The sequence below is a fragment of the Streptomyces sp. NPDC050388 genome, from assembly GCF_040655635.1.
Lineage (GTDB): Bacteria > Actinomycetota > Actinomycetes > Streptomycetales > Streptomycetaceae > Streptomyces.
This window is the reverse complement of sequence record NZ_JBFAKH010000001.1, coordinates 277877-299066: the sequence shown is the minus strand read 5'-3', so window position 1 is coordinate 299066 and position 21190 is coordinate 277877. Positions and strand designations below refer to the sequence as shown.

Annotated in this window: 15 protein-coding genes and 2 pseudogenes; 5 read left to right on the top strand and 12 right to left on the bottom strand. The window is 72.8% G+C overall.

Annotated elements, in window-relative coordinates:
• Nucleotides 1–379: 379 nt before the first annotated feature.
• The 3 genes from AB0I73_RS01335 to AB0I73_RS01325 all read right to left on the bottom strand — a co-directional run bounded on the left by AB0I73_RS01335 (nt 380) and on the right by AB0I73_RS01325 (nt 3870).
• Entirely contained in the window at nt 380–1354 is a 975-nt protein-coding gene (locus tag AB0I73_RS01335) for a BadF/BadG/BcrA/BcrD ATPase family protein (protein ID WP_363032523.1), read from the bottom strand.
• Nucleotides 1345–2610, bottom strand: a complete 1266-nt coding sequence (locus AB0I73_RS01330; RefSeq protein ID WP_363032521.1) for a 6-phospho-beta-glucosidase — start codon at nt 2608–2610, stop codon at nt 1345–1347. The genes AB0I73_RS01335 and AB0I73_RS01330 overlap by 10 nt, the downstream gene beginning before the upstream one ends.
• Nucleotides 2611–2784: 174 nt before the next feature.
• The gene (locus AB0I73_RS01325; protein WP_363032519.1) at nt 2785–3870 is read right to left on the bottom strand and encodes a mechanosensitive ion channel family protein; all 1086 of its coding nucleotides are present in this window, start codon (nt 3868–3870) and stop codon (nt 2785–2787) included.
• Between the two features lie 324 nt (nt 3871–4194).
• On the opposite strand from AB0I73_RS01325, the gene AB0I73_RS01320 reads away from it, so the two are divergent.
• Both AB0I73_RS01320 and AB0I73_RS01315 read left to right on the top strand, forming a co-directional pair.
• Nucleotides 4195–4749, top strand: coding sequence for an HNH endonuclease (locus AB0I73_RS01320; protein ID WP_109379131.1), 555 nt, complete (start codon nt 4195–4197; stop codon nt 4747–4749).
• Nucleotides 4750–5298: 549 nt separating this feature from the next.
• Complete coding sequence (locus AB0I73_RS01315; protein WP_363032517.1) at nt 5299–5757, top strand: hypothetical protein; 459 nt, start codon at nt 5299–5301, stop codon at nt 5755–5757.
• A gap of 258 nt (nt 5758–6015) precedes the next feature.
• Here the strand turns inward: AB0I73_RS01315 and AB0I73_RS01310 are convergent, their stop codons facing one another.
• The 4 genes from AB0I73_RS01310 to AB0I73_RS01295 form a co-directional block, all read right to left on the bottom strand.
• The gene (locus AB0I73_RS01310) at nt 6016–7404 is read right to left on the bottom strand and encodes an FtsX-like permease family protein (protein WP_363032515.1); all 1389 of its coding nucleotides are present in this window, start codon (nt 7402–7404) and stop codon (nt 6016–6018) included.
• Entirely contained in the window at nt 7401–8114 is a 714-nt protein-coding gene (locus tag AB0I73_RS01305; RefSeq protein ID WP_363032513.1) for an ABC transporter ATP-binding protein, read from the bottom strand. Before AB0I73_RS01305 ends, AB0I73_RS01310 begins: the two co-directional genes overlap by 4 nt.
• A complete protein-coding gene (locus AB0I73_RS01300) occupies nt 8111–8644 on the bottom strand; it encodes a PadR family transcriptional regulator (RefSeq protein WP_109379178.1) in 534 nt (177 codons plus the stop codon). Before AB0I73_RS01300 ends, AB0I73_RS01305 begins: the two co-directional genes overlap by 4 nt.
• Nucleotides 8645–8745: 101 nt before the next feature.
• A complete protein-coding gene (locus AB0I73_RS01295; protein WP_363032511.1) occupies nt 8746–11628 on the bottom strand; it encodes a beta-N-acetylglucosaminidase domain-containing protein in 2883 nt (960 codons plus the stop codon).
• Nucleotides 11629–11931: 303 nt separating this feature from the next.
• Here AB0I73_RS01295 and AB0I73_RS01290 point away from each other — a divergent pair, with 303 nt between their 5' ends.
• From AB0I73_RS01290 to AB0I73_RS01280, 3 genes are all read left to right on the top strand, one after another.
• Entirely contained in the window at nt 11932–12207 is a 276-nt protein-coding gene (locus AB0I73_RS01290) for a hypothetical protein (protein WP_363032509.1), read from the top strand.
• The gene (gene malQ, locus AB0I73_RS01285) at nt 12208–14430 is read left to right on the top strand and encodes a 4-alpha-glucanotransferase (protein WP_363032507.1); all 2223 of its coding nucleotides are present in this window, start codon (nt 12208–12210) and stop codon (nt 14428–14430) included.
• A gap of 97 nt (nt 14431–14527) precedes the next feature.
• Nucleotides 14528–14803, top strand: coding sequence for a hypothetical protein (locus AB0I73_RS01280; protein ID WP_109379177.1), 276 nt, complete (start codon nt 14528–14530; stop codon nt 14801–14803).
• Nucleotides 14804–15048: 245 nt separating this feature from the next.
• On the opposite strand, the pseudogene AB0I73_RS01275 reads toward AB0I73_RS01280, so the two are convergent.
• The 5 genes and pseudogenes from AB0I73_RS01275 to pepN all read right to left on the bottom strand — a co-directional run.
• A pseudogene (locus AB0I73_RS01275) lies at nt 15049–15144 on the bottom strand (ATP-binding protein); the annotation flags it as partial.
• Between the two features lie 61 nt (nt 15145–15205).
• Nucleotides 15206–15538, bottom strand: a pseudogene (locus AB0I73_RS01270) (recombinase family protein); the annotation flags it as partial.
• Nucleotides 15539–15923: 385 nt separating this feature from the next.
• A complete protein-coding gene (locus AB0I73_RS01265) occupies nt 15924–16166 on the bottom strand; it encodes a hypothetical protein (protein ID WP_363032505.1) in 243 nt (80 codons plus the stop codon).
• 184 nt (nt 16167–16350) lie between these two features.
• Nucleotides 16351–18252 carry a molecular chaperone HtpG gene (gene htpG, locus AB0I73_RS01260; RefSeq protein WP_363032503.1) on the bottom strand — a complete coding sequence of 634 codons (1902 nt, stop codon included), beginning with the start codon at nt 18250–18252 and terminating at the stop codon, nt 16351–16353.
• A gap of 236 nt (nt 18253–18488) precedes the next feature.
• A complete protein-coding gene (pepN, locus tag AB0I73_RS01255) occupies nt 18489–21080 on the bottom strand; it encodes an aminopeptidase N (protein WP_363032501.1) in 2592 nt (863 codons plus the stop codon).
• Nucleotides 21081–21190 lie beyond the last annotated feature (110 nt).

Genomic DNA, 21190 nt, shown 5'->3' with positions numbered 1-21190 from the left:
ATGCCGGACCGACTACTGGTTCGACTGCCGTGCGGTCGCCGGGAGTTCCGGCTGCCGCGGCACCCCGGCCCTCCCCGCGGACCGGCCCCCGCACGCCCCCCGCACGACCCCTGCCCATGAACACGCCGGTGGAATCCGGTTGGTTCCGGGCACCGGTGAGGGGCCGTCACCGGTGTGTGACCGACCGGACCGGCAGGGGCCGCCGGACCTGCTTCCCGGCCTGTTCCCGCGAGCGGTCCCCGCGCCGGTCGTCAGGCCCGCTGCCCGGCCTTCGGGCCTGTCCGGCGGATCAGGCCGGGGAAACGGACGGCGCCCGCCCGACGAGGGCGAGACGTGTCGGTCGGCCGCGCCGCACCGGCCTGATCCGCCGGACAGTCGGCTAACGCCGCTCGTAGTGGGCCCTCAGCCGGGCGTGGGCCTCCGGTGGGGCCGCCAGGCGGTCCAGGCCCAGCAGGGCCGCGCCCAGGACCGGCGCGGCGGTGACGACCCGGGGGACGGCCTTGGGGGCGCGCTCGGCGAGCAGGGCGCGGATCCGGTCGTCCAGCAGGGCGTGCCGTGCGGCCAGGACGCTGCCGCCCAGCAGGACGGGTGTCTCCTCGGTGAGCAGGTCCAGGCGGGTCAGCGCCACGACGGCCATCGCCACCACCTCGTCGGCCTGGCGGTCGACGATCGCACCGGCGACCGCGTCGCCCTCGGCCGCCGTGGCGAACAGGACCGGGGCGAGTTCGTGACGGCGGGCCGACGGGAGGTGCCCCAGGTGCAGGGCCTCGATGAGGGCCGGCATCCCGGACAGGCCGAAGTGGGCCGGGAGGGTGTCGGCGAGGGCGGTGGCGGCGCCGCGGCCGTCCCGGGCGCGGGCCGCGTGCCACAGGGCCTCCTCGGCCAGCGCCCAACCACCGCCCCAGTCACCGGAGATGCGGCCGAGCGCCGGGAAGCGGGCGGTACGTCCGTCGGGGCGCATGCCGACGCAGTTGATGCCCGCGCCGCAGACGACGGCGACCCCGCGGGGTTCGGCGACACCGGCGCGCAGGATCGCGAACGTGTCGTTGCGGACCTGCACGGTGGCGCCCCAGCCGCGTGCCGTCAGGGCCGCCGTCAACCGCTCCTCCTCCACGGGGAGGTCGGCGTTGGCCAGACAGGCCGAGACGTGGGAGACGGCGGTGACGCCGGCGGCGGTGAGGGCGGTGGCGACGGTCTCGGCGAGGGCGTCCACGGCCGGCGTCACGCCGACGGCGGGCGGCCGGAAACCGGCGCCGCGGGCCGTGGCCAGGACCTCGCCGTGTCGGTCGACCACGGCGACGTCCGTCTTGCTGTTGCCGGCGTCGACCGCGAGGACACCCGCGGTCACGCCCACGTCAGGTACTCCCGGTTGTGCGCGAGGAGTTGGTCGGTGAGCCGCTCGGCGTACTCGTACTGGCCGATCAGCGGGTGGGCGAGGAGGGCGCGGAAGACCCGTTCGCGGCTGCCGCGCAGGGCCGCTTCGAGGGCGAGGTCCTCGTAGGCGGTGACGTTCGCCATCAGGCCCGCGAAGAGGGGGTCCACCCGGGGCACGGGCAGCGGGCTCGCGCCCTTCGGGCCCACGGCGGCCTGGACCTCGATCACCGCGTCCTCGGGGAGGAAGGGGAGCGTGGAGCCGTTGCGGGTGTTCACCACCTGGTACGGGCTGCCGGCGCCGTGCAGCAGGGCCGCCGCCAGGTCCACGGCCGCCTCCGAGTAGTAGGCGCCGCCGCGCTCGGCCAGCAGGGCCGGTTTCTCGTCGAGGGCGGGGTCGGCGTAGAGGTCGAGCAGCCGGCGTTCCACGGCGGCCACCTCGGCGGCCCGGGACGGCTTGGTGCGCATGTCCCGTACGACCTCGTCGTGGGCGTAGTAGTAGCGCAGGTAGTACGAGGGGACCACGCCGAGCCGGTCCAGGACGGCGCGGGGCAGCCGGAGGTCCGCGGCGACGGCGTCGCCGTGGTCCCGCAGCAGGGCGGGCAGGACGTCCTCGCCGTCGGGGCCGCCCCGGCGCACCGCGGTCTCCCAGGTGAGGTGGTTCAGGCCCACGTGGTCGAGGTGGAGGCCGGCGGGGTTGGTGCCGAGGCGGGCGGCGAACTTGCGCTGGAGGCCGATGGCGACGTTGCACAGCCCCACCGCCCGGTGCCCGGCCCGCAGCAGCGCCCGGGTGACGATGCCGACGGGGTTGGTGAAGTCGATGATCCAGGCGTCGGGGTTGCTCCGCCGGACCCGGTCGGCGATGTCGAGCACCACCGGGACCGTGCGCAGCGCCTTGGCGAGGCCGCCGGCGCCGGTGGTCTCCTGGCCGACGCAGCCGCACTCCAGCGGCCAGGTCTCGTCCTGCTGCCGGGCCGCCTGACCGCCCACCCGCAACTGGAGCAGCACCGCGTCGGCGCCGTCCACGGCCGCGTCCAGGTCGGAGGTGGTGACGACGCGTCCCGCATGTCCCTGCCGGGCGAAGATGCGACGGGCCAGCCCGCCCACCAACTCCAGCCGGTCCGCGGCCGGATCGACCAGGACCAGCTCCTCGACGGGCAGGGTGTCCCGCAACCGGGCGAAGCCGTCGACGAGTTCGGGCGTGTAGGTCGAACCGCCCCCGACCACGGTGAGTTTCATGTCGTCAACCCTCTGCTCCGGTGGGCGTGACACCCTCGACGAACGCCTCCTGCGCGAGAGGCATATCAGGATCACGGGCGTCATGACCAGAGTGGGCGCGGGTACGGACACGGCGGAGGGCGGCACCCGGGCTCCCGGGTGCCGCCCTCCGCCGTGGCTCTCCGTGCCGCCGGTCTACTTCGTGGTGTTCGGCGGGGGCAGCGGGGACGCCGCGACGGACTGCGGTGAGACGCTGCTCGCGTAGGCGGACGGGGGCGCGACGGCCGCCGCCGGGTCGGGGCCCTCCATCTCCACCGGAGCCGTGGCGCCGCCGACGATGCGGATGCCGGCCGCGTCGAAGGCCCGCTTGACGCGCCAGCGCAGCTCGCGCTCCACGGTCAGCGACTTGCCGGGCATCGTCTTCGCCGAGACCCGGACCACCATCGAGTCCAGCAGGACGGAGTCGAGGCCGAGGACCTCGATGGAGCTCCACAAGAGTTCGTTCCAGGGCTCCTCCTTGCTCATCCTCTCCGCGACGGCGACGAGCGTGTCCTTCACCTGGTCGAGGTCCTCGTCCGAGCGGACCGTGACGTCGACGTTGGCGGTCGCCCAGCCCTGGGAGAGGTTGCCTATGCGCTTGACCTCGCCGTTGCGGACGTACCAGATCTCGCCGTGGTCGCCGCGCAGCTTGGTCACCCGCAGACCGACCTCGATGACCTCGCCGGAGGCGACGCCCGCGTCGACGGTGTCACCGACGCCGTACTGGTCCTCGAGGATCATGAAAACGCCGGAGAGGAAGTCCGTGACCAGGTTGCGGGCGCCGAAACCGATCGCGACACCGGCGACACCGGCCGAGGCCAGCAGCGGGGCCAGATTGATCTGGAACGTGCCCAGGACCATCAGCGCGGCCGTACCGAGGATCACGAACGACGCGACCGACCGCAGCACCGAGCCGATCGCCTGCGAGCGCTGACGCCGCCGCTCGGCGTTGACCAGCAGCCCCCCGAGGCCGGTGCCGTCCACGGTCGTACCGGTCCGGGACATCCGGTCGACGAGCTTGGTGATCGCCCGCCGCACGACCACTCTCAGCACCGCGGCGATCACCACGATGAGCAGGACCCTGAGGCCGATCGCGAGCCACGTCGCCCAGTTCTCCTCCACCCAGCCGGCGGCGCTGGTGGCGCTCTCGTGGGCGTCCTTGAGGCTGGGCACCATCGGGGTCCCGGAATCCGAGGGCGTCGGCGACGACCCCTCGGCCAGTAGGACGGCGGGCAAGGACACGGCAGGTACCTCCAGGTGCAGGTTCTGCCCCCGGTGCGGCGGTCAAGGTCTTCAAGGTCACGAAAAGGTCAGGGAAAGGTCACCGGCGCGGGCAGAAGCACCACACTAACGGTGCATTGTGGGGGGACCGGCGCGATACGTGAAGAAGAGATGCCTCTCACCTGCTCCCGGACAGGCCGTGATCCCGAGGCCGGAGGGGGTGTGGTCGAAAACACTTTCAGCCCGTTACCGGGACATGGTGGCGCTTCCACCAGGCATGAGGGGAGACTGACTACGGATCGTCCCGGCGCGAGCCACGCGTCGCCGGCGTACAAGGAGGCATCCGTGCCGCATGTCCTGGTTCTCAACGCGTCGTACGAGCCACTCGGCGTCGTACCGCTCCGCCGCGCGCTCGTCCTCGTCCTCGAGAACAAGGCCGTGTGCCTCGAGGAGTCCGGCGCCTACCTGCACAGCGCGACCGTCACAGTCCCCGCACCCAGCGTGGTCCGGCTCAAACGCTTCGTGCGGGTCCCCTACCGGGGGCCCGTTCCACTGACCCGCCGCGCGCTGTTCGCCCGCGACGGGGGCCGGTGCATGTACTGCGGTGGCGTCGCAACCAGCGTCGACCACGTCATCCCGCGCAGCCGCGGGGGCAAGCACGTCTGGGACAACGTGGTGGCGTCCTGCCGCCGCTGCAACCACGTGAAGGCCGACCGGCACCTGTTCGAGCTGGGCTGGCGGCTGCGCCACAAACCGGCCCCGCCCACCGGCCTGGCCTGGCGCATCATCGGCACCGGCCACCGCGACCCGCGCTGGCTGCCCTACCTCCAGCCGTACGGCGCGGACGACGCGATGGCCCGCATCGACGGCCTGACCCGAGTGGACGGCATCTCCGCCTGACCGTCCGGCCCGGCCCGATCCGGGCCTTCGCTTTCGTGGTGCCGGGGCCGCTCCGGCACCACGAAAGCGAAGGTGAGCGCGGTCGGGCGGCAACGCCGCTGCCCCTGAGGAGAACGGCGCAAGCTGCTACGGAGGCGCGTTCCTCGAAGGCGGCGGGTGGGTCAGAAATGTGCTCGGGACGCGCACGGGCTCATGGGACTTTTTCTCGTAAGGCCGTGACCTGGGAGCACTGCCGGACGCCTGCTTGCGGATCGGCATCAGGCATTCGGGCTGCCCAGCAGATCGGCAGATTGCCGACTGCCGGCCGAAGTGCCCGGCCTGGACGTCGCGGGCTGCCTTTCTTGTTGAAAAACGATGAAGTTTCGCAGAACGCTTGCCAAACGTAATGATCATCACGCGTGCCGAAGGGAACTTGTCCTGTCACTGTCCGTTTACCGCCTGGCCTCGGCCGGGAGATCACGCCAGCCGAGCGGCGCATGCTGCACGATCGAATCACCGGACAGGGCTATGGCTACCATCGCATCGTAGAAGAAGGCAGGGGGTTGTTCGGTGGCTGCTGAAATGCAAAACGAGGAGATCACCCGGCTCCTGACGAACGGCGTCGTCCGATCCGTCGGCAGGGCTGCGGACATGGGCGTCGTCGAGTTCGACGGTCGGGGCGGCGAGAAACTCATGGCCCATCTGCAATGTCCGTTTCGCATCACACAGGACGGGAAGATCGTGCTGGGGTCCCGGGACATGCGGCATGCCCAGAAGGGCGCGGGGGCGAACGCCTTCGACGAGCTCCGCACGGTTTTCGACGCTCGTGCGGCCACGCTCAACGGAATTCTCGAACAGCTTCGTCCGTCTGTTGACGGCGTAAGTGTCGGCAAGGCAGGGGAACTCACCGTGAGCTGGGCGCCCGCTTTTCAGCTCACGGCGTTCCCCGATTGTTCCGGGCAGGTGGAAGCCTGGCGGGTGTTCGTCCGCGGAGGTGTCCACCATGTCTTCCCGCCAGGTGTCGATTGATCACCAAGCTGATCAGCCCCGCCCGGTGCTTGCCGGGTGGGGGCTGACTGTTGATCCAACCGGGTCTTCGACGTCTCCATCAAACCCGGATCGGTTCAGTGCGAGAACTCCACCGGCATGAGGCCGACCGGCACCTGTTCGGTCGAGGGTGCAGTACGGGGCGACCCTCTGCTCCTCAGTCCCCCGCGTCGCCGGCCTGACCGCCGGTGGGGCCGGCCTCGGGGGACCCCCGTTCCTCCGAGGCCGGCCGTGTGTCGGTCAGGCGTGGCGCAGTTCGGTTGGGTGGGTCGAGCGGTGGAGGAGGGGGAGGGCTGTCGCCGAGGCCAGGAGGCAGGCCGTGTAGGCCGTCGGGGGGATCAGCAGGGCGGCCCAGGGGAGGGACGGGGTGGCCGTCAGGGTGCTGTAGGCGGTGCCGGCCGCCATGCCGCCCAGGCCCGCGAGGAGCAGGGCCGGGGCCAGAGGCAGGGCGGTCTCCAGGAGCAGTGCCCGGTTCAGTACCGAGCGCGGTACACCGGCCGCGACCTGCGCGGACAGCCCTCGCCGGCGGGTGGCCAGTGACTCGGCGGTGCCGACGGCGAGGCCGGACAGGGTGATCAGCAGGGCCACGACGATCGCCGCAGCGGTCAGGTTCAGGCCTGTCGTGTAGTACGACATGTCGGCGGCCGGGTACTTCGCGCCGCGTAGGGAGACGAGCATAGAGTGGCGCACCCCCATGAACGCGGTGCCGACGACCGTCACCAGCAGTACCGCCGCATGGGTACGGGCCGGCGCCCACGGGTCGGCGCGCAGCCGTTCCGCCGCGATCAGCACCGCCGCCGACCGGGCCCGGACCGCGAGCACCCGCCCCACGAGCCGGGAGGTGGCCCCGGCCAGCCACACCGCGCCCGCGCCGACCGCGAGCAGTGCGGCGAACAGCGTCAACGGCTTCTGCCAGTCCGCCTGGCCGGGCGGCCCGTTCCCGAACATCGCGGTCGCCACGCCCACCGCCGTCACCAGGGCCGTCGAGCCCAGGAACAGTCTGCCCGGCCCGCGCGCGGAACGGACACCCGTCACACGGCGCACCCGGCCCAGGGGCGAGGCCACCACGCGGCGCAGCGCCAGCGCGCTCGCCACCGCGCCCAGCACGGGCACGGCCATGACGACCAGGACCACCGCCGCCCAGGCGAGCGCGGTCGGCCGGGTCCACAGGCGCAGCACGAGCAGCACCGAGGGGACGGTCGCCACCGCCGAACCGAGCAGGCAGGCGAGGCCGGTCTCCAGTGCGGCGATCCGCCGCACCTGCCAGGGCGTCGCCCCGACCAGCCGCAGTCCGGCCAGGCGTCGGTCCCGGTGCACGGCACCGACGCGGGCGCACTGCCCGAGGAATCCGAGCACCGGAATCAGCAGGAGCAGCAGGCCGAAGACCGCTCCGGCACGCGTTCCGGGCTCGTCGAGCAGGCCCTCGGCGACGGGCACGGCGTAGGAACCGTTGCCCAGGGACAGCAGGACACCGGCGGCGAGCGCGCATCCGGTCGCGAGCGCGGCGCCGGTCGCGGTGAGCGTGATGCGCCACCACTCCCGCCGGTCGGACCCGCGGGTGAGCTGCCAGGCCAGGCGGAGATCGGAGCGCAGGGAGGGGGCGGGAGGGGCGGAGAGCGAGGTGCTCACGCGGGCACCTCCAGCGGGGTCACGGCCCCGTCGCGCAGCTGCACCTCGCGGTCCGCGTACGCGGCCACCTGGGCGTCGTGCGTGATCAGCAGGACCGCCGTGCCCGCCTCGCGGGCCGTGTGCGCCAGGGCCGTCATCACCTGTTCGCCCGCGAGCGAGTCCAGGGCGCCGGTCGGCTCGTCGGCGAAGACCACCTTCGGGCCGGTGACCAGGGCCCGTGCCAGCGCCGCCCGTTGGGCCTGCCCGCCGCTCATCTCGCCCGGCCGCAGGCCCCCCTGCCCGCGCGCCCCGAACCGCTCCAGCCACTCCCCGGCCCGCTCCCGCGCCTCCGCGCGGTCGGTGCCCGCCAGCATCAGCGGCAGCGCCACGTTGTCGAGCGCGGTCAGCTCCGGTACCAGCTGCCCGAACTGGAACACCACCCCGAAGTCGGTGCGGCGCAGCTCGCTCAGCCGCTTCTCCGGCAGCTCCTCCAGCCGCAGCCCCGCATACGTCACCGAGCCGGCGTCGGGGCGGACGATCCCGGCGAGGCAGTGCAGCAGCGTCGACTTGCCGCTGCCGCTGGCGCCGGTCACCGCGAGGATCTCGCCGGCGCGCAGCTCGACGGAGGCGCCGCGCAGGGCCTGGGTCCTGCCGTGTGTCTTGACCAGCCCGCGGGCCGCGAGCAGCGGCTCCGTCGGCCGCTGGTCGTCCCCGTCGCTCAGGTTGCTCACGTCGCGTCGACCTCCGCGGTCAGAGTGGTGAGCCGGGCCGCCGTGGTGGTCATCCAACGGAGGTCGGCGTCAAGGTGATTGAGGGCGTAGTCCGCCGAGAGCACGGTCGCCGGGCCGGCGCCGCCCGCGGACTTCACCGCGGTGAGCTCCCGCATCCGCCGCATGTGGGCGGCGCGTTGGGCGCGCAGGTACGCGGCCGGGTCGCCGCCGGACAGGATCGACACCACGACCTTGGCGAAGATCTCGTTCGTCACGAAGGGCGCGGGCGGGGCGATCTCTCCGGCCCAGCGGGCCAGTTCACGCGTTCCCTCGTCCGTCGTGCGGTACGCCGTCCGCTCCGGGCCGCCGTCGGACGCGGTGCCGTCGACCTCGGCGAGGCCGTCGCGGACCAGGCGTTGCAGGGTCGTGTAGACCTGGCCGTAGGCCAGCGGGCGGGCCTCGGGGAACCGTTCGTCGTGGCGTCGCTTGAGGTCGTAGCCATGGCTCGGCCCCGAGGCGAGCAGCCCCAGCAGGATGTGACGGGTGCTCATGTCGATCAGTATGCACTCGGTATATGTACTGAGTGAAGAGTGGGGCACGAAAAAGCTCCGCCGCCCGGCCGACCGGCCGGTCGAGCGGCGGAGCCGTCGGCTCAGTCCGCGACCGCGTACGCCTCCACCGACCACAGGGAATAGCCGTACCGGGTGGCGCGGGTCTCGCCCTGGACGCGGACGTGGCGCACGTCGCGCTCGTCCATGCGGACGGTCTCGCGGCCGCCGCCGCTGTCCGGCACCGCCGCCGCCGTGCGCCAGGTGCGGCCGTCCGCCGAGACCTCGACGCGGTACGCGGACGGGTGCGCGTCCTGCCAGTGCAGCGCGACCTTCCCGAGCCGTACCGGGCGTTCCAGCTCGACCTGCCAGAAGGCGTCGTCCTCGACGGGTGACGACCAGCGCGTCTCAGGGTCACCGTCGTTGGCCGCCGACGCCGGGAAGTCGGGCGTCTCGTCGGCCGAGGAGGTCGCCCGGCCGGTGCGGGCCAGGTCGGGGCCGGCGGTGCGGGGGACGGCGTTCACCGTGAGCGTGTGGGTCGCCCCGCCGAAGCCGAGCCGGACCTCGTAGGAGCGGGACGGCGTCCCCGGCTCCACCGTCACCTCGACCGGCACCTGAACGGGCGTGCCGCGCGGGACGGTCAGGACCTCCTTCGGGACCCGTACCTTCACGCCCTTCGGCGCCTCGACGGTCATCTTGCCGCGCACCTCCTCGGGGCGCAGCGAACCGAGGGCGGCCGTCAGCCGCCGGGTGCCGCCGATGTCGGTGTCCGCGGGGGCGTCCGGCAGCTTCAGCGTGGCGGCGGGCGCGTCCGTGAACCACGGGACGACGTGCCGTACCCGGGAGGCGTCCGCGCCGGTGATCCGTACGGCGCCGGCCGGGCCGTCCGCCCGGAACTCGGTGGCGCCGGACGGGGAGAGCGGGCCGAGGCGGCGCCAGCCCGCACCCGGTACGTGGATCTCGGCCGTCCCCGTGGTGCCGGGCTCGGCCAGCACCGTCACCGTGCTCAGGTCGCGGACCCGCGGCAGGTGCAGGACACCGTCCTCCGTCCTGCCGCCGGACCCTTCGGTCGGCCTGTGGTCGATGCCGGCCCAGTCCTCGTACGCGTCCCGCGCCCGGTCCAGGAACGGTTCGAGGACGCCCTTGCCGACCGTCACCCGGGCCGTCTTCAGCCCGGCCCGCTGCTCGTTCAGCTTCCGGTACGCGGTCCAGGCGGCGCCCGCGTCGCCGGACTCCTGTGCCCGCAGCATCTCCAGCGCGGTGCCGCCGGCCTCGCCGTAGCGGGCCAACTGGCCGGTCCAGGGGGCGACTTCGGTGGCCAGGGCGGCGGAGCGCGGGTTGCCGGACAGGCGCTCGGGCAGCTCACGCAGGACCGTGAAGGCCGCGCGCAGCCGGTCGTCCGCCGCGCGGCCGGCATCGGTGCCGGCGGTCGCGCGGGTGCGCCAGAACTCCGCCAGCAGCGGCCGCAGATACGCCGACTCCTCGGCGCCGAGCACCGAGGAGGCGTCGTTGCCCGCCAGCGCGGACAGGGACCTCTCGAGTTCGGCGTCGCCACCCGCGAGGTCGGCGATCGCGGCCCGCCAGGACTCCTGGGGGTGGTAGTCGCGCGGGTTCCAGGCGAAGTCGGCGGCGGTGAACAGCGGGATGCGGGACGCCTCGGGCTGTTCCATCGCGTTGGCGAGCAGGGCCGCCGAACCGGCGGCGACGGCGGGCTCCCGGCCCTGGTAGGGGCCGAGGAAGATCCGGCCGGGGGCGAAGTCGTTGACCGGGTAGTTGTCCATGGTCACCAGCGGACGCCCGAACACCTCCCGCGCCTTCGCCAGATCACCGCCCGAGATGGTGCGCGGCACCACCCCGACGCCGGTCCACGCCACCTCGACACCCGAGTCCAGAGCGTGCGAGAGGGCCCGCCGGTACGCGGTCGACCCGTCCTCGTAGTACTCGGTCGGCATCAACGACAGGGCGGCGGAGCCGGGATGACGTTCCGCCAGGTGCCGGGCCACCTCGTTCGCCACGTACGCCTGGGCGCGCGCGGCCGCGTCGGGGCCGGAGCCGAAGCGGCGGGCGTCCGCGCGGCAGTGCCACTCGCTGTAGCTGACGTCCTGGAACTGCAGTTGGAAGGTGCGGAAGCCCAGCGCCCACATCGCGTCCAGCTTGCGCGTCAGCGCGCGCAGATCGTCGTCCGAGGCGAAGCACATGGCCTGGCCGGGCGCCACCGCCCAGCCGAGCGTGACGTGGTTGTCCCGGGCCCGCTCGGCCAACTCCCGGAACTCCGCGCGCCGCCGGTCCGGGTACGGCTCGCGCCAGCGGGCCTGCCGGTACAGGTCGTCACCGGGCGCGTACAGGTACCGGTTCTGCTTGGTGCGGCCCATGAAGTCCACCTGGGCCAGGCGCTGTCGGTGCGTCCACGGGGTGCCGTAGAAGCCCTCGGTGATGCCGCGCACCGCCGTGCCCGGCCAGTCGCGCACGACGACCGCGGTGAAGCTGCCGTCCGGGCGCAGGAGTTGACGCAGCGTCTGGACGCCGTGGAACAGGCCGTCCTCGCCCGAGCCGGTGAGGGCGACGGTGCCGTCGCCGACGGTCAGTGTGTAGCCGCCGGACGGGAGGGAGCGCTGGGGGTCGTTCGTCGGCCGATGCGCGCCCACCCGCACGGCGAGCGCCCCCGCGGGCGCCTGTTCGCCGGTGGCGGTGAACCGGCGCGCCCCGGCCTCCCGCAGCAGCGTGCGCAGGGCGTCGAGGGCACGGGGGTCGGCCGTCGCGTCGGCGGTCAGGGCGACCTCGTCGGTCACCGCGACCGGGGCGCCGTTCGCCCGCAGGGAGTGCGGGCGGGGCCAGACGGCCAGGTCCGTCTCGGCCCGGTCGGGTACGGGAGACGTGGTCGTCCCGGGGACGGGCGGCGCCGCCACGGAGGCGGGCGCCGCGCCCAGGGTTCCGGCGACGACTGCGAACGCGAGGGCGGCCGCCCTCTTCCCAGGCCGCAGTTGCAAGGCTTCTCCTTGAGGAGACGAAGACAGACCGAGATGGACCGAGACAGACACGGGCGCGCAGGGAACACGCAGAACACGGAGCCTCTCATTCTGCGCCCCGCCTGCCAACGGGAGAGACCGTTGTGGCAGGTTTGTCCTGGTGTGAGACATGGGAACGGGAACAGAATGTGAGCAGGGGCACGTTGTGGGCACGGGTGCGTCTGGTCTCGCGTCCTCTGGGTAGGGGCTGCGGGGAACCCGACCGAGCGACTTGCCTCGGTGCTCGATGCTCAACGAACAGTGATCTCGACGAGGAGGCCACCTGTGGCTGCCGCACCGGCTTATGTCCTGTCCCCGGCCCTGTCCAAACCCGTGGCGGAGCTGTCCGTCGAACCCGGAGGGCTGCACGCCTGCGTCTTCAGCGCGGAGGGACCCCGCGCCGAGGTCCCGCTCACCAGCGAGCCCCCGCTGCCCGACGCCGAACCCCTCACCAGCGAGCCCCCGCTCGCCGACACCGCCCCGCTGACCAGTGAGTCCGACGCCGCCATGGACTCCACCGGACTCGACTCCTTCCCGGCCCAGTACGTCCCGGGGCACTAGATGGCCGCGCCCGGCCCGGCCGAGCCGCTGTCCGAGCCGCCGACCGAACCGTCGTCCGCCGAGCTTCCGTCCGGGCTCCTGTCCCCCGGGCTCTCGTCCTCCGGGCCCCTGTCCTCCGGGCCTCCGTCCGAGGACCTGGCCCTGCTCGCCGCCCTGCACGGCGTCGCCACCTCCTACAACCCCTCCCCGGACCGTACGGTCGCCGCCTCCGTCACCGCCGTCACCCTCGCCCTGGCCGCGCTCGGCGTGGACGCGAGCACGCCGGAGGCCGTCCGTGACGCGCTCGCCGCCGGCGAGCGGGAGCGGGCCGAGCGGCTGCTGCCGCCCACCGTGGTCGGCTGGGGCCCCGGCGTGCCGCCCGCCCTGGCCGCGCTCCCCGAGGGCACCCGCCTGCTGGTGGGCACCGAGCAGGGCGAGACCCGCGCCTCGGCCGCGCACCTCCCGCCCGGCGTGCACCGGGTCACCGCCACCGCGCCCGACGGCCGCACCGCCGAGGCCCACCTGATCGTCGCCCCGGCCGCGTTACCGGCACCCCCGGCCCGCTCGTACGGGCTCCTCGTCCAGCTCTACTCGCTCCTCTCCCGCCGCTCCTGGGGCATGGGCGACCTCGGTGACCTCGGCGAGCTGGCCGCCTGGGCGGGCCGTACGCTCGGCGCCGGATTCGTCCAGATCAACCCCCTGCACGCGGCCGTCCCGGGCGCTCCGACCGACCCCTCCCCCTACCGGCCCTCCTCGCGCCGCTTCCCCGACCCGGTCCACCTGCGGATCGAGGACGTCCCCGAGTTCGCGTACGTCTCGGGCGCCGAGAACCGCGGCCGGCTGCGGGCCCTCGGCGGACGCGCCGCGGAGCTGCGCGAGGCGGTGCTGGACAAGGGTGCCCTGATCGACCGGGACGCCGTGTGGGAGGCCAAGAAGGCCGCGCTCGAACTGGTGAACGAGGTGCCGCTCGGGCCCGGCCGGCTCGCCGCCTACCGCGGCTTCCTCGCCGAGCAGGGCCCGGCGCTGGAGGACCACGCCACCTGGTGCGCGCTCGCCGAGGTGCACGGCCCCGACTGGCAGACCTGGCCGGAGGGCCTGCGCGACCCGCGCTCACCCGAGACCCGCCGGGCCCGCCGCGAGCTGACGGACCGCGTCGACTTCCACTCCCGGCTGGCCTGGCTCACCGACACCCAGCTCACCGCCGCCCAGCGGGCCGCCCGCGAGGCCGGGATGCCGGTCGGGATCGTCCACGACCTCGCGGTCGGCGTGCACCCCGGCGGCTCCGACGCCTGGGCGCAGCAGGACACCCTCGCCGCCGGCATGTCGGCCGGCGCGCCACCCGACGCCTTCAACGCCCGCGGCCAGGACTGGGGCCTGCCGCCCTGGCGCCCCGACCGGCTCGCCGCCTGTGGCTACGCGCCCTTCCGCGCCCTGCTCCGGGCCCTCTTCCGGTACGCGGGCGCCCTGCGCATCGACCACGTGATGGGCCTGTTCCGGCTCTGGTGGGTCCCCCGGGGCCACCCGCCCACCGAAGGCACGTACGTCCGCCACGACGCCGAGGCCATGCTCGCCGTCCTCGTCCTGGAGGCGTCCCGCGCCGGTGCGGTGGTGATCGGCGAGGACCTGGGCACGGTGGAGCCCGGGGTGCGCGAGGCGCTGCGCGCACGCGGGGTGCTCGGCACCTCGGTGCTCTGGTTCGAACGGGACTGGGAGGGCGACCGCCGACCGCTGCCGCCCGGTGCCTGGCGTGCCGACTGCCTGGCCACCGCCACCACCCACGACCTGCCGCCCACCGCGGCCCGCCTCACCGGCGAGCACGTCGAGCTCCGCGACGGCCTCGGCCTGCTCACCCGCCCCCTGGCCGAGGAGCGCGCGGAGGCCGCCGCCGACACCGGGGAGTGGCTGGAGCTGCTGGCCCGGCTCGGCCTGCTGCACGGCACGGGCGGTACCGCCGCCTCCGAGGAGGAGGCGCGGATCCAGGCCGTCCACCGCTATTTGCTGCGCACCCCCGCCCGGATGATCGGCGTCTGGCTCCCCGACGGCGTCGGCGACCGGCGCCCGCAGAACCTCCCCGGCACCTGGGACCAGTACCCGAACTGGCGCCTGCCGATCGCCGACGCGCAGGGCCGTCCGATGCCGCTGGAGGACCTGACGGCATCCCCGCGGCTGCACGCGCTGCTCGACGTCGTCCGCACCCACACCGCCCCCGCCGCCCGGCCGAGCGGTACGGGTGGCGACATCTGAGGACAAACCCGGTCGGACCGGGGCGCATCCGGTCCGACCTGGGCCCGCACGGTACCCCGGGCGCGCGGGCCCCCCGGGCGTTCGCTAGTTTGGGCACGTGGACAAGACGAACGCCCTGCGCGCCGGCGCCCTGGCAGCCGGTACGACGCTGATGATGCTGCTCATGACGTCCCCCGCGCTCGCGCTCACCCGCGACCACGGGGACGACCCCGGTACGGGCCTGAGCGTCGGCGAGACGCTGGGCCTCTACGTCGTGGCCCCGATCGTGCTCTTCCTGGTCATCACCGGTCTGGTGATGGTCCTCGACAAGTCGCACAAGAAGAAGGACACGACCAGCTCCAACATCGGGACCAAGGCCGACGCCAAGGCCTGACCCGGGGCGGGCTGCGCATGACAGCCCCGCGCACTTTCCCGAGGGCACCGTCACCCGCCGTACACGGGGCCGGTGCCCTCGGTGCTGTCCGCACGCCCTGGTGCGTTCTGTCGCGGCGCGATCTCCTCACAAGTGGGCGTCGAGGAGGTCCTGATGAACGGCGACCCCCGCACCGTGACCGCGGTCGGCTCCGCCCCACCGGGCTGCTGCCGCCGGTGCCCCGGCCACTGCCGGCATCCCGTCACCGTGTGGCGTACGGCGTCGGAGATCAGCTCCGCCGCCGGCCGTTCCGCGACGTCGACCAGCCTGGTCAGGCCGTGCATCGTGAGGATCGGGCGGAGGGCCGGTGAGCATCTCCAGGACCAGGCCGTGGGCGGTGAGGTGGTCGGCGAGCGCGGTGAGTTCGGCGGCGCCGCGGCCGAGGCGCTTCATCTCGTACACGGTGAGGACGACCCGGCAGTGCGGGGCGTGGGCCTTGATCTCCCGCGCGGTCCGCAGCGCCCCCTCGAACCGGGGGCGGACCCGGAGGCGGGTGCTGGTCTTCTCGCTGAAGATCTTGTCCCGGGGGATGCCGTGCTTGCTGAGCGCGTCGAGCTGGGAGTCGCGTTCCTGCCCGAGGGTCGAGCAGCGGGCGTAGCCGATGCGGATGTCCGCGCTCGGCAGGTCCGGGTCGATCGGCGACGGGGTGCCGGGCCGCCACGGCCGGCCCGGGCCGCGGTCGGCCGGGGTCGGCACCCGCAGCGCCGCGCGAGCGGCACGGCGAGGCGGGCTGCGCGTCACCCTTCGGACAGGCGTGCCGTTCGACGTCGTCCCCGTCCGACCGGTCGGACGGGGAAGGGCCGCTGAGGGTCCGTCATGGGCTCGGACTTTCGCACCATGCAAGTCGCAGAAGGGGGTCCGTCCCGCTTGTGGGCGAGAACGGGTTCTGAGAACGAATCCGGGTTCGGCGGAGCTCTGGCGGCCTGCGATTGATCCTGCTCGCGCAAAGGACCGTTGGCGACAGTAGCGCCGCGTGAAACGTCGGCCCTGAGGTCAGGAGATGAGGATTCGCGGTGCCCGCCACACGGGTGCGGCCCTGACCGGTGAGGGGTCGGGCCGCGCTGGGATCGCCGGGGATGGGTTACGGCCTGCCGCCGGGGTGGACGTGGATGAGGTGTCCGGCTGCGTTGTGGGCGGGGACGGTGGTGGCGCCGGTGCGGCGGGCGAGGCGATGCACCGCGCAGGCCGGCAGCGACAGGTACGGGTTGGTGCCGACGGGCAGGACGAGGGTGGCGGACCGATAGGGGCCGGCCGCGGTGAGGTCGTCGGTGCGGGTGGCGAGGGCGGTGGCGGTGTCTGGTGGGCGAAGCGCTGGGCTGCGCACCACACCCCGCGGCAGGCACCGTGCCGAGACGCTCCAGCCGCGTGAACGGGCGTACGGCGGTACCAACTGACGCCGATCACCCGGCGTGAGCCCCGGAAGACGGAGACGGAGCAAGGCGGGGCCTCCGCTGTGGGAGGCCCCGGCCTTGCCGAGGGTCATGCCTCCGTTGCGGTACGCAGGCTCATCACAGGGCGAGTCCCAGACGCTCCGCCACCGCCTTCACGAAGCGTGCGGGGTCCTTCGGCCGGCCGCCCTCCGCCAGCAGGGCCAGGGAGTACAGCAGTTCGGCGGTCTCGATGAGGCCGGAGCGGTCCTCACGTTCGCCGTACGCCTGGTTCAGGCCCTTCACCAGCTGGTGGCCGGGGTTGAGTTCGAGGATGCGCTTGGTGCGCGGCACCTCCTGCCCCATGGCCCGGTACATGCTCTCCAGGGCCGGCGTCATATCGTGCGCGTCGGCGACGACGCAGGCCGGCGACACCGTCAGACGCGACGACAGACGCACCTCCTTGACGTCCTCTTCCAGTTGCTCCCGCATCCAGCCGAGCAGACCCGCGTACTCCTCGGCCTGCTTCTCCCGCTCGCCCTCGGACCCCTCGTCCTCCGACGCGCCGAGGTCGATGTCCCCCTTGGCGACCGAACGCAGCCGCTTGCCCTCGAACTCGCCCACCGCGTCGGCCCACACCTCGTCCACGGGGTCCGTGAGCAGCAGCACCTCGATGCCCCGCTCCCGGAAGGCCTCCATGTGCGGGGAGTTGCCGACGCTCTGCCGGGACTCGCCGGTGATGTAGTAGATGTCCTCCTGCCCGTCCCGCATCCGCTCCACGTACTGCTTGAGCGTGACCGTCTCGTCCTCGCCGTGGGTGGTCGCGAACGACGACACCGCGAGGATGGCGTCGCGGTTGTCGGAATCGGTGACCAGCCCCTCCTTCAGCACGGCGCCGAACTCCCGCCAGAACGTGGCGTACCGCTCGGCGTCGCCGGTCATCATGCTCTTCACCGACGACAGCACCTTCTTCGTCAGCCGGCGCTGCATCATCAGGATGTGCCGGTCCTGCTGCAGGATCTCGCGGGACACGTTGAGGGAGAGGTCCTGCGCGTCGACCACGCCCTTGACGAAACGCAGGTACGGCGGCAGCAGCGCCTCGCAGTCGTCCATGATGAACACGCGCTTCACATACAGCTGCACCCCGCGCTTGAAGTCCTGCGTGAACAGGTCGTGCGGGGCGTGCGAGGGCACGAACAGCAGGGCCTGGTACTCGAAGGTCCCCTCGGCCTGCAGCTGGATGGTCTCGAGCGGGTCGCGCCAGTCGTGGCTGATGTGCTTGTACAGCTCGTGGTACTCGTCCTCGGACACCTCGTCGCGGGAACGGGCCCACAGGGCCTTCATCGAGTTCAGCGTCTCGGGCTCGGCTGCCCCGTCACCCTCGCCCGCCGTCTCCCCGACCAGCCTGACGGGCCAGGTGATGAAGTCCGAGTAGCGCTTGACGATCTCCTTGATCTTCCACGCCGAGGTGTAGTCGTGCAGCTGGTTGTCGGGGTCGGCCGGCTTGAGGTGCAGCGTGACCGACGTGCCCTGCGGCGCGTCGTCGACTTCCTCCAGGGTGTACGTGCCCTCGCCGCGGGACGTCCAGCGCGTGCCCCGCCTCTCGCCCGCGCGCCGCGTCAGCAGGGTGACCTCGTCCGCCACCATGAAGCCGGAGTAGAAGCCGACGCCGAACTGGCCGATCAGCCCCTCGGCGCCGGCGGTGTCCTGCGCCTCCCGCAGCTCCCGCAGGAACTCGGCCGTGCCCGAGTTGGCGATCGTGCCGATGAGCTGCCCGACCTCGTCGTACGACATCCCGATGCCGTTGTCCCGCACCGTGAGCGTACGGGCGGCGGGGTCGGTCTCGAGCTCGATGTGCAGATCGGAGACGTCGGCGTCGAGCGAGTCGTCCCGCAGCGCGGCCAGACGCAGCTTGTCCAGCGCGTCGGAGGCGTTGGAGACGAGCTCACGGAGGAAGACGTCCTTGTTCGAGTAGATCGAGTGGATCATCAGCTGGAGCAGCTGGCGCGCTTCTACCTGGAACTCAAACGTTTCGGTCGGCATGATTCGCAGTTACCTCACTGATACAGGGAGTGCCGAAGCTGGCGCGAACACTGTAAGTCCGCGCCTGCCGAGGCCGCGAAGGAGGTCACAGCCGCCGCACGGCGGTGGCGGTACGCCGACACGATCGAGGACGAGACCCTGAGCAGGTAGCGTGCCCGCGGCGCTGTGCCGACGGGCCTTCGGGCAGCAGAGGGCGCCCGGCGTGACACCGGGCGCCCCTCGAGCCGTACGGCCGCTTACCGGGCCGCCGCCGTGTCCGCGGCCTGGGCGCGCAGGGCCCGCTCGATGCCCGCGCGGGACTCGGAGACCAGACGGCGCAGGGCCGGGCTCGGGTCGGCCGAGGCGAGCCAGGCGTCGGTGCGGTCCAGGGTCTCGCCGGTGACCTGGATCGCCGGGTAGAGACCGACCGCGATCTGCTGGGCCATCTCGTGCGAGCGGGACTCCCAGACGTCCTTGAGCACCTCGAAGTACCGCTCCGTGTACGGCGCCAGCAGCTCACGCTGGTCGGTCTGGACGAAGCCGGTGATCACCGCCTCCTGGAGCGCGTTCGGCAGCTTGTCGGACTCGACGACCGACGCCCACGCCTCCGCCTTGGCCTCCTCGGTCGGCCGGGCGGCGCGCGCGGTGGCGGCGTGCCGCTCACCCGCGGCGGTCTTGTCGCGCTCGTACTCGCCCGTGATCTCGGCCTCGTCGTACCGGCCCACCGCCGCGAGCCGCTGCACGAACGCCCAGCGCAGCTCCGTGTCGACGGCCAGGCCCTCGACCGTCTGCGTGCCGTCCAGCAGGCCGTCCAGGAGGTCCAGCTGCTCCGGCGTCCTCGCCGTCGCGGCGAAGGCGCGCGCCCACGCCAGCTGGTGGTCGCTGCCCGCCTCGGCGGCCCGCAGATGGGCCAGGGTGGCCTCCGTCCAGCGGGTGAGCAGGGCCTCGCGGGCGGCTGGGGCGGCGTACAGGTCGATCGCCAGCTTCACCTGGCGGTGCAGCGACTGCACCACGCCGATGTCCGACTCCTTGCCGATGCCCGACAGCACCAGGGACAGGTAGTCGCGGGTGGCGAGTTCGGCGTCCCGGGTCATGTCCCAGGCCGACGCCCAGCTCAGCGCGCGCGGCAGGGACGCCTCGAAGTCGCCGAGGTGCTCGGTGACGAAGGCCAGCGACCGCTCGTCCAGGCGGACCTTGGCGTACGACAGGTCGTCGTCGTTGAGCAGGATCACGTCGGGGCGGGCCTTGCCGACGAGCTGCGGTACGGCGGTCAGCTCGCCGTCGACGTCCAGTTCGACCCGGTCGACGCGCACCAGCTTGCCGCTCGCCCCGTCCAGGTCGTACAGGCCGACGGCGATGCGGTGCGGGCGCAGGGTGGCCTCGCCCTTGGCGCCGGCGGGCAGCGCCGGGGCCTCCTGGCGGATGGCGAAGGAGGTGATGACGCCCGTACCGTCCGGGCCGTCGGTCTCGATCTCCGGGCGCAGCACGTTGATGCCGGCCGTCTCCAGCCACTTCTTCGACCAGGTGCTCAGATCACGGCCGGAGGTCTCCTCCAGGGCGCCCAGCAGGTCGGACAGGCGCGTGTTGCCGTACGCGTGACGCTTGAAGTACGCCTGCACGCCCCGGAAGAACGCGTCCTTGCCGACGTAGGCCACCAGCTGCTTCAGGACGGACGCGCCCTTGGCGTACGTGATGCCGTCGAAGTTGACCAGCACGTCGTCCAGGTCACGGATGTCGGCCATGATCGGGTGCGTGGACGGCAGCTGGTCCTGGCGGTAGGCCCAGGTCTTCATGGAGTTCGCGAACGTCGTCCACGAGTGCGGCCACTTCGAGCCCGGTGCGTCCGCCTGGCAGGCGGCCTCGGCGTAGGTGGCGAACGACTCGTTCAGCCACAGGTCGTTCCACCACTCCATGGTGACCAGGTCGCCGAACCACATGTGGGCCAGCTCGTGCAGGATCGTCGCGGCCCGCACCTCGTAGGCGGCGTCCGTCACCTTCGACCGGAAGACGTACTGGTCCCGGATGGTCACGGCACCGGCGTTCTCCATCGCGCCCGCGTTGAACTCCGGCACGAACAGCTGGTCGTACTTCCCGAAGGGGTACGCGTAGTCGAACTTCTCCTGGAACCACTCGAAGCCCTGCCGCGTGACGTCGAAGATGGCGTCCGCGTCGAGGAACTCGGCGAGCGAGGGCCGGCAGTAGATGCCGAGCGGCACCGACTGGCCGTCCTTCTCGTACACGCTGTGCACGGAGTGGTACGGGCCGACGATCAGCGCGGTGATGTACGTCGAGATCCGCGGCGTCGGCTCGAACTCCCAGACGTCGTCCCGGGGCTCGGGCGTCGGCGAGTTGGAGATGACGGTCCAGCCCGCCGGGGCCTTCACGGTGAACTGGAAGGTCGCCTTGAGGTCCGGCTGCTCGAAGCTCGCGAAGACCCGGCGGGCGTCCGGCACCTCGAACTGGGTGTAGAGGTAGGCCTGGTCGTCGACCGGGTCGACGAACCGGTGCAGGCCCTCGCCGGTGTTGGTGTACGCGCAGTCGGCGCTCACCCGCAGGACGTTGCGGCCCGGGAGCAGACCCGGCAGGGCGATCCTGGAGTCCGCGAACACCTCGGCGGGGTCGAGGGAGTCCCCGTTGAGGGTCACCTCGTGGACGGTGGGAGCCACCAGGTCGATGAACGACTCCGCTCCGCCCCCGTCCTCGGAGACGTCGAAGCGCACCGTGGTCACGGACCGGTAGGTGCCGCCCTCCTGCGCGCCGGAGAGATCGAGGTCGATCTCGTACGAGTCAACGGTCAGCAGCTTCGCCCGCTGCTGCGCCTCTTCGCGAGTCAGGTTTGTGCCAGGCACGCGGTCATCTCCTCGTTATGTGTGGGTTGTGCCATCCTTCCACGTGACCGGCACGGAACGCGATGACCATTTCCCGCCGGTGGCGCGCCCGGCCGGGCGCGAGCCTGGAA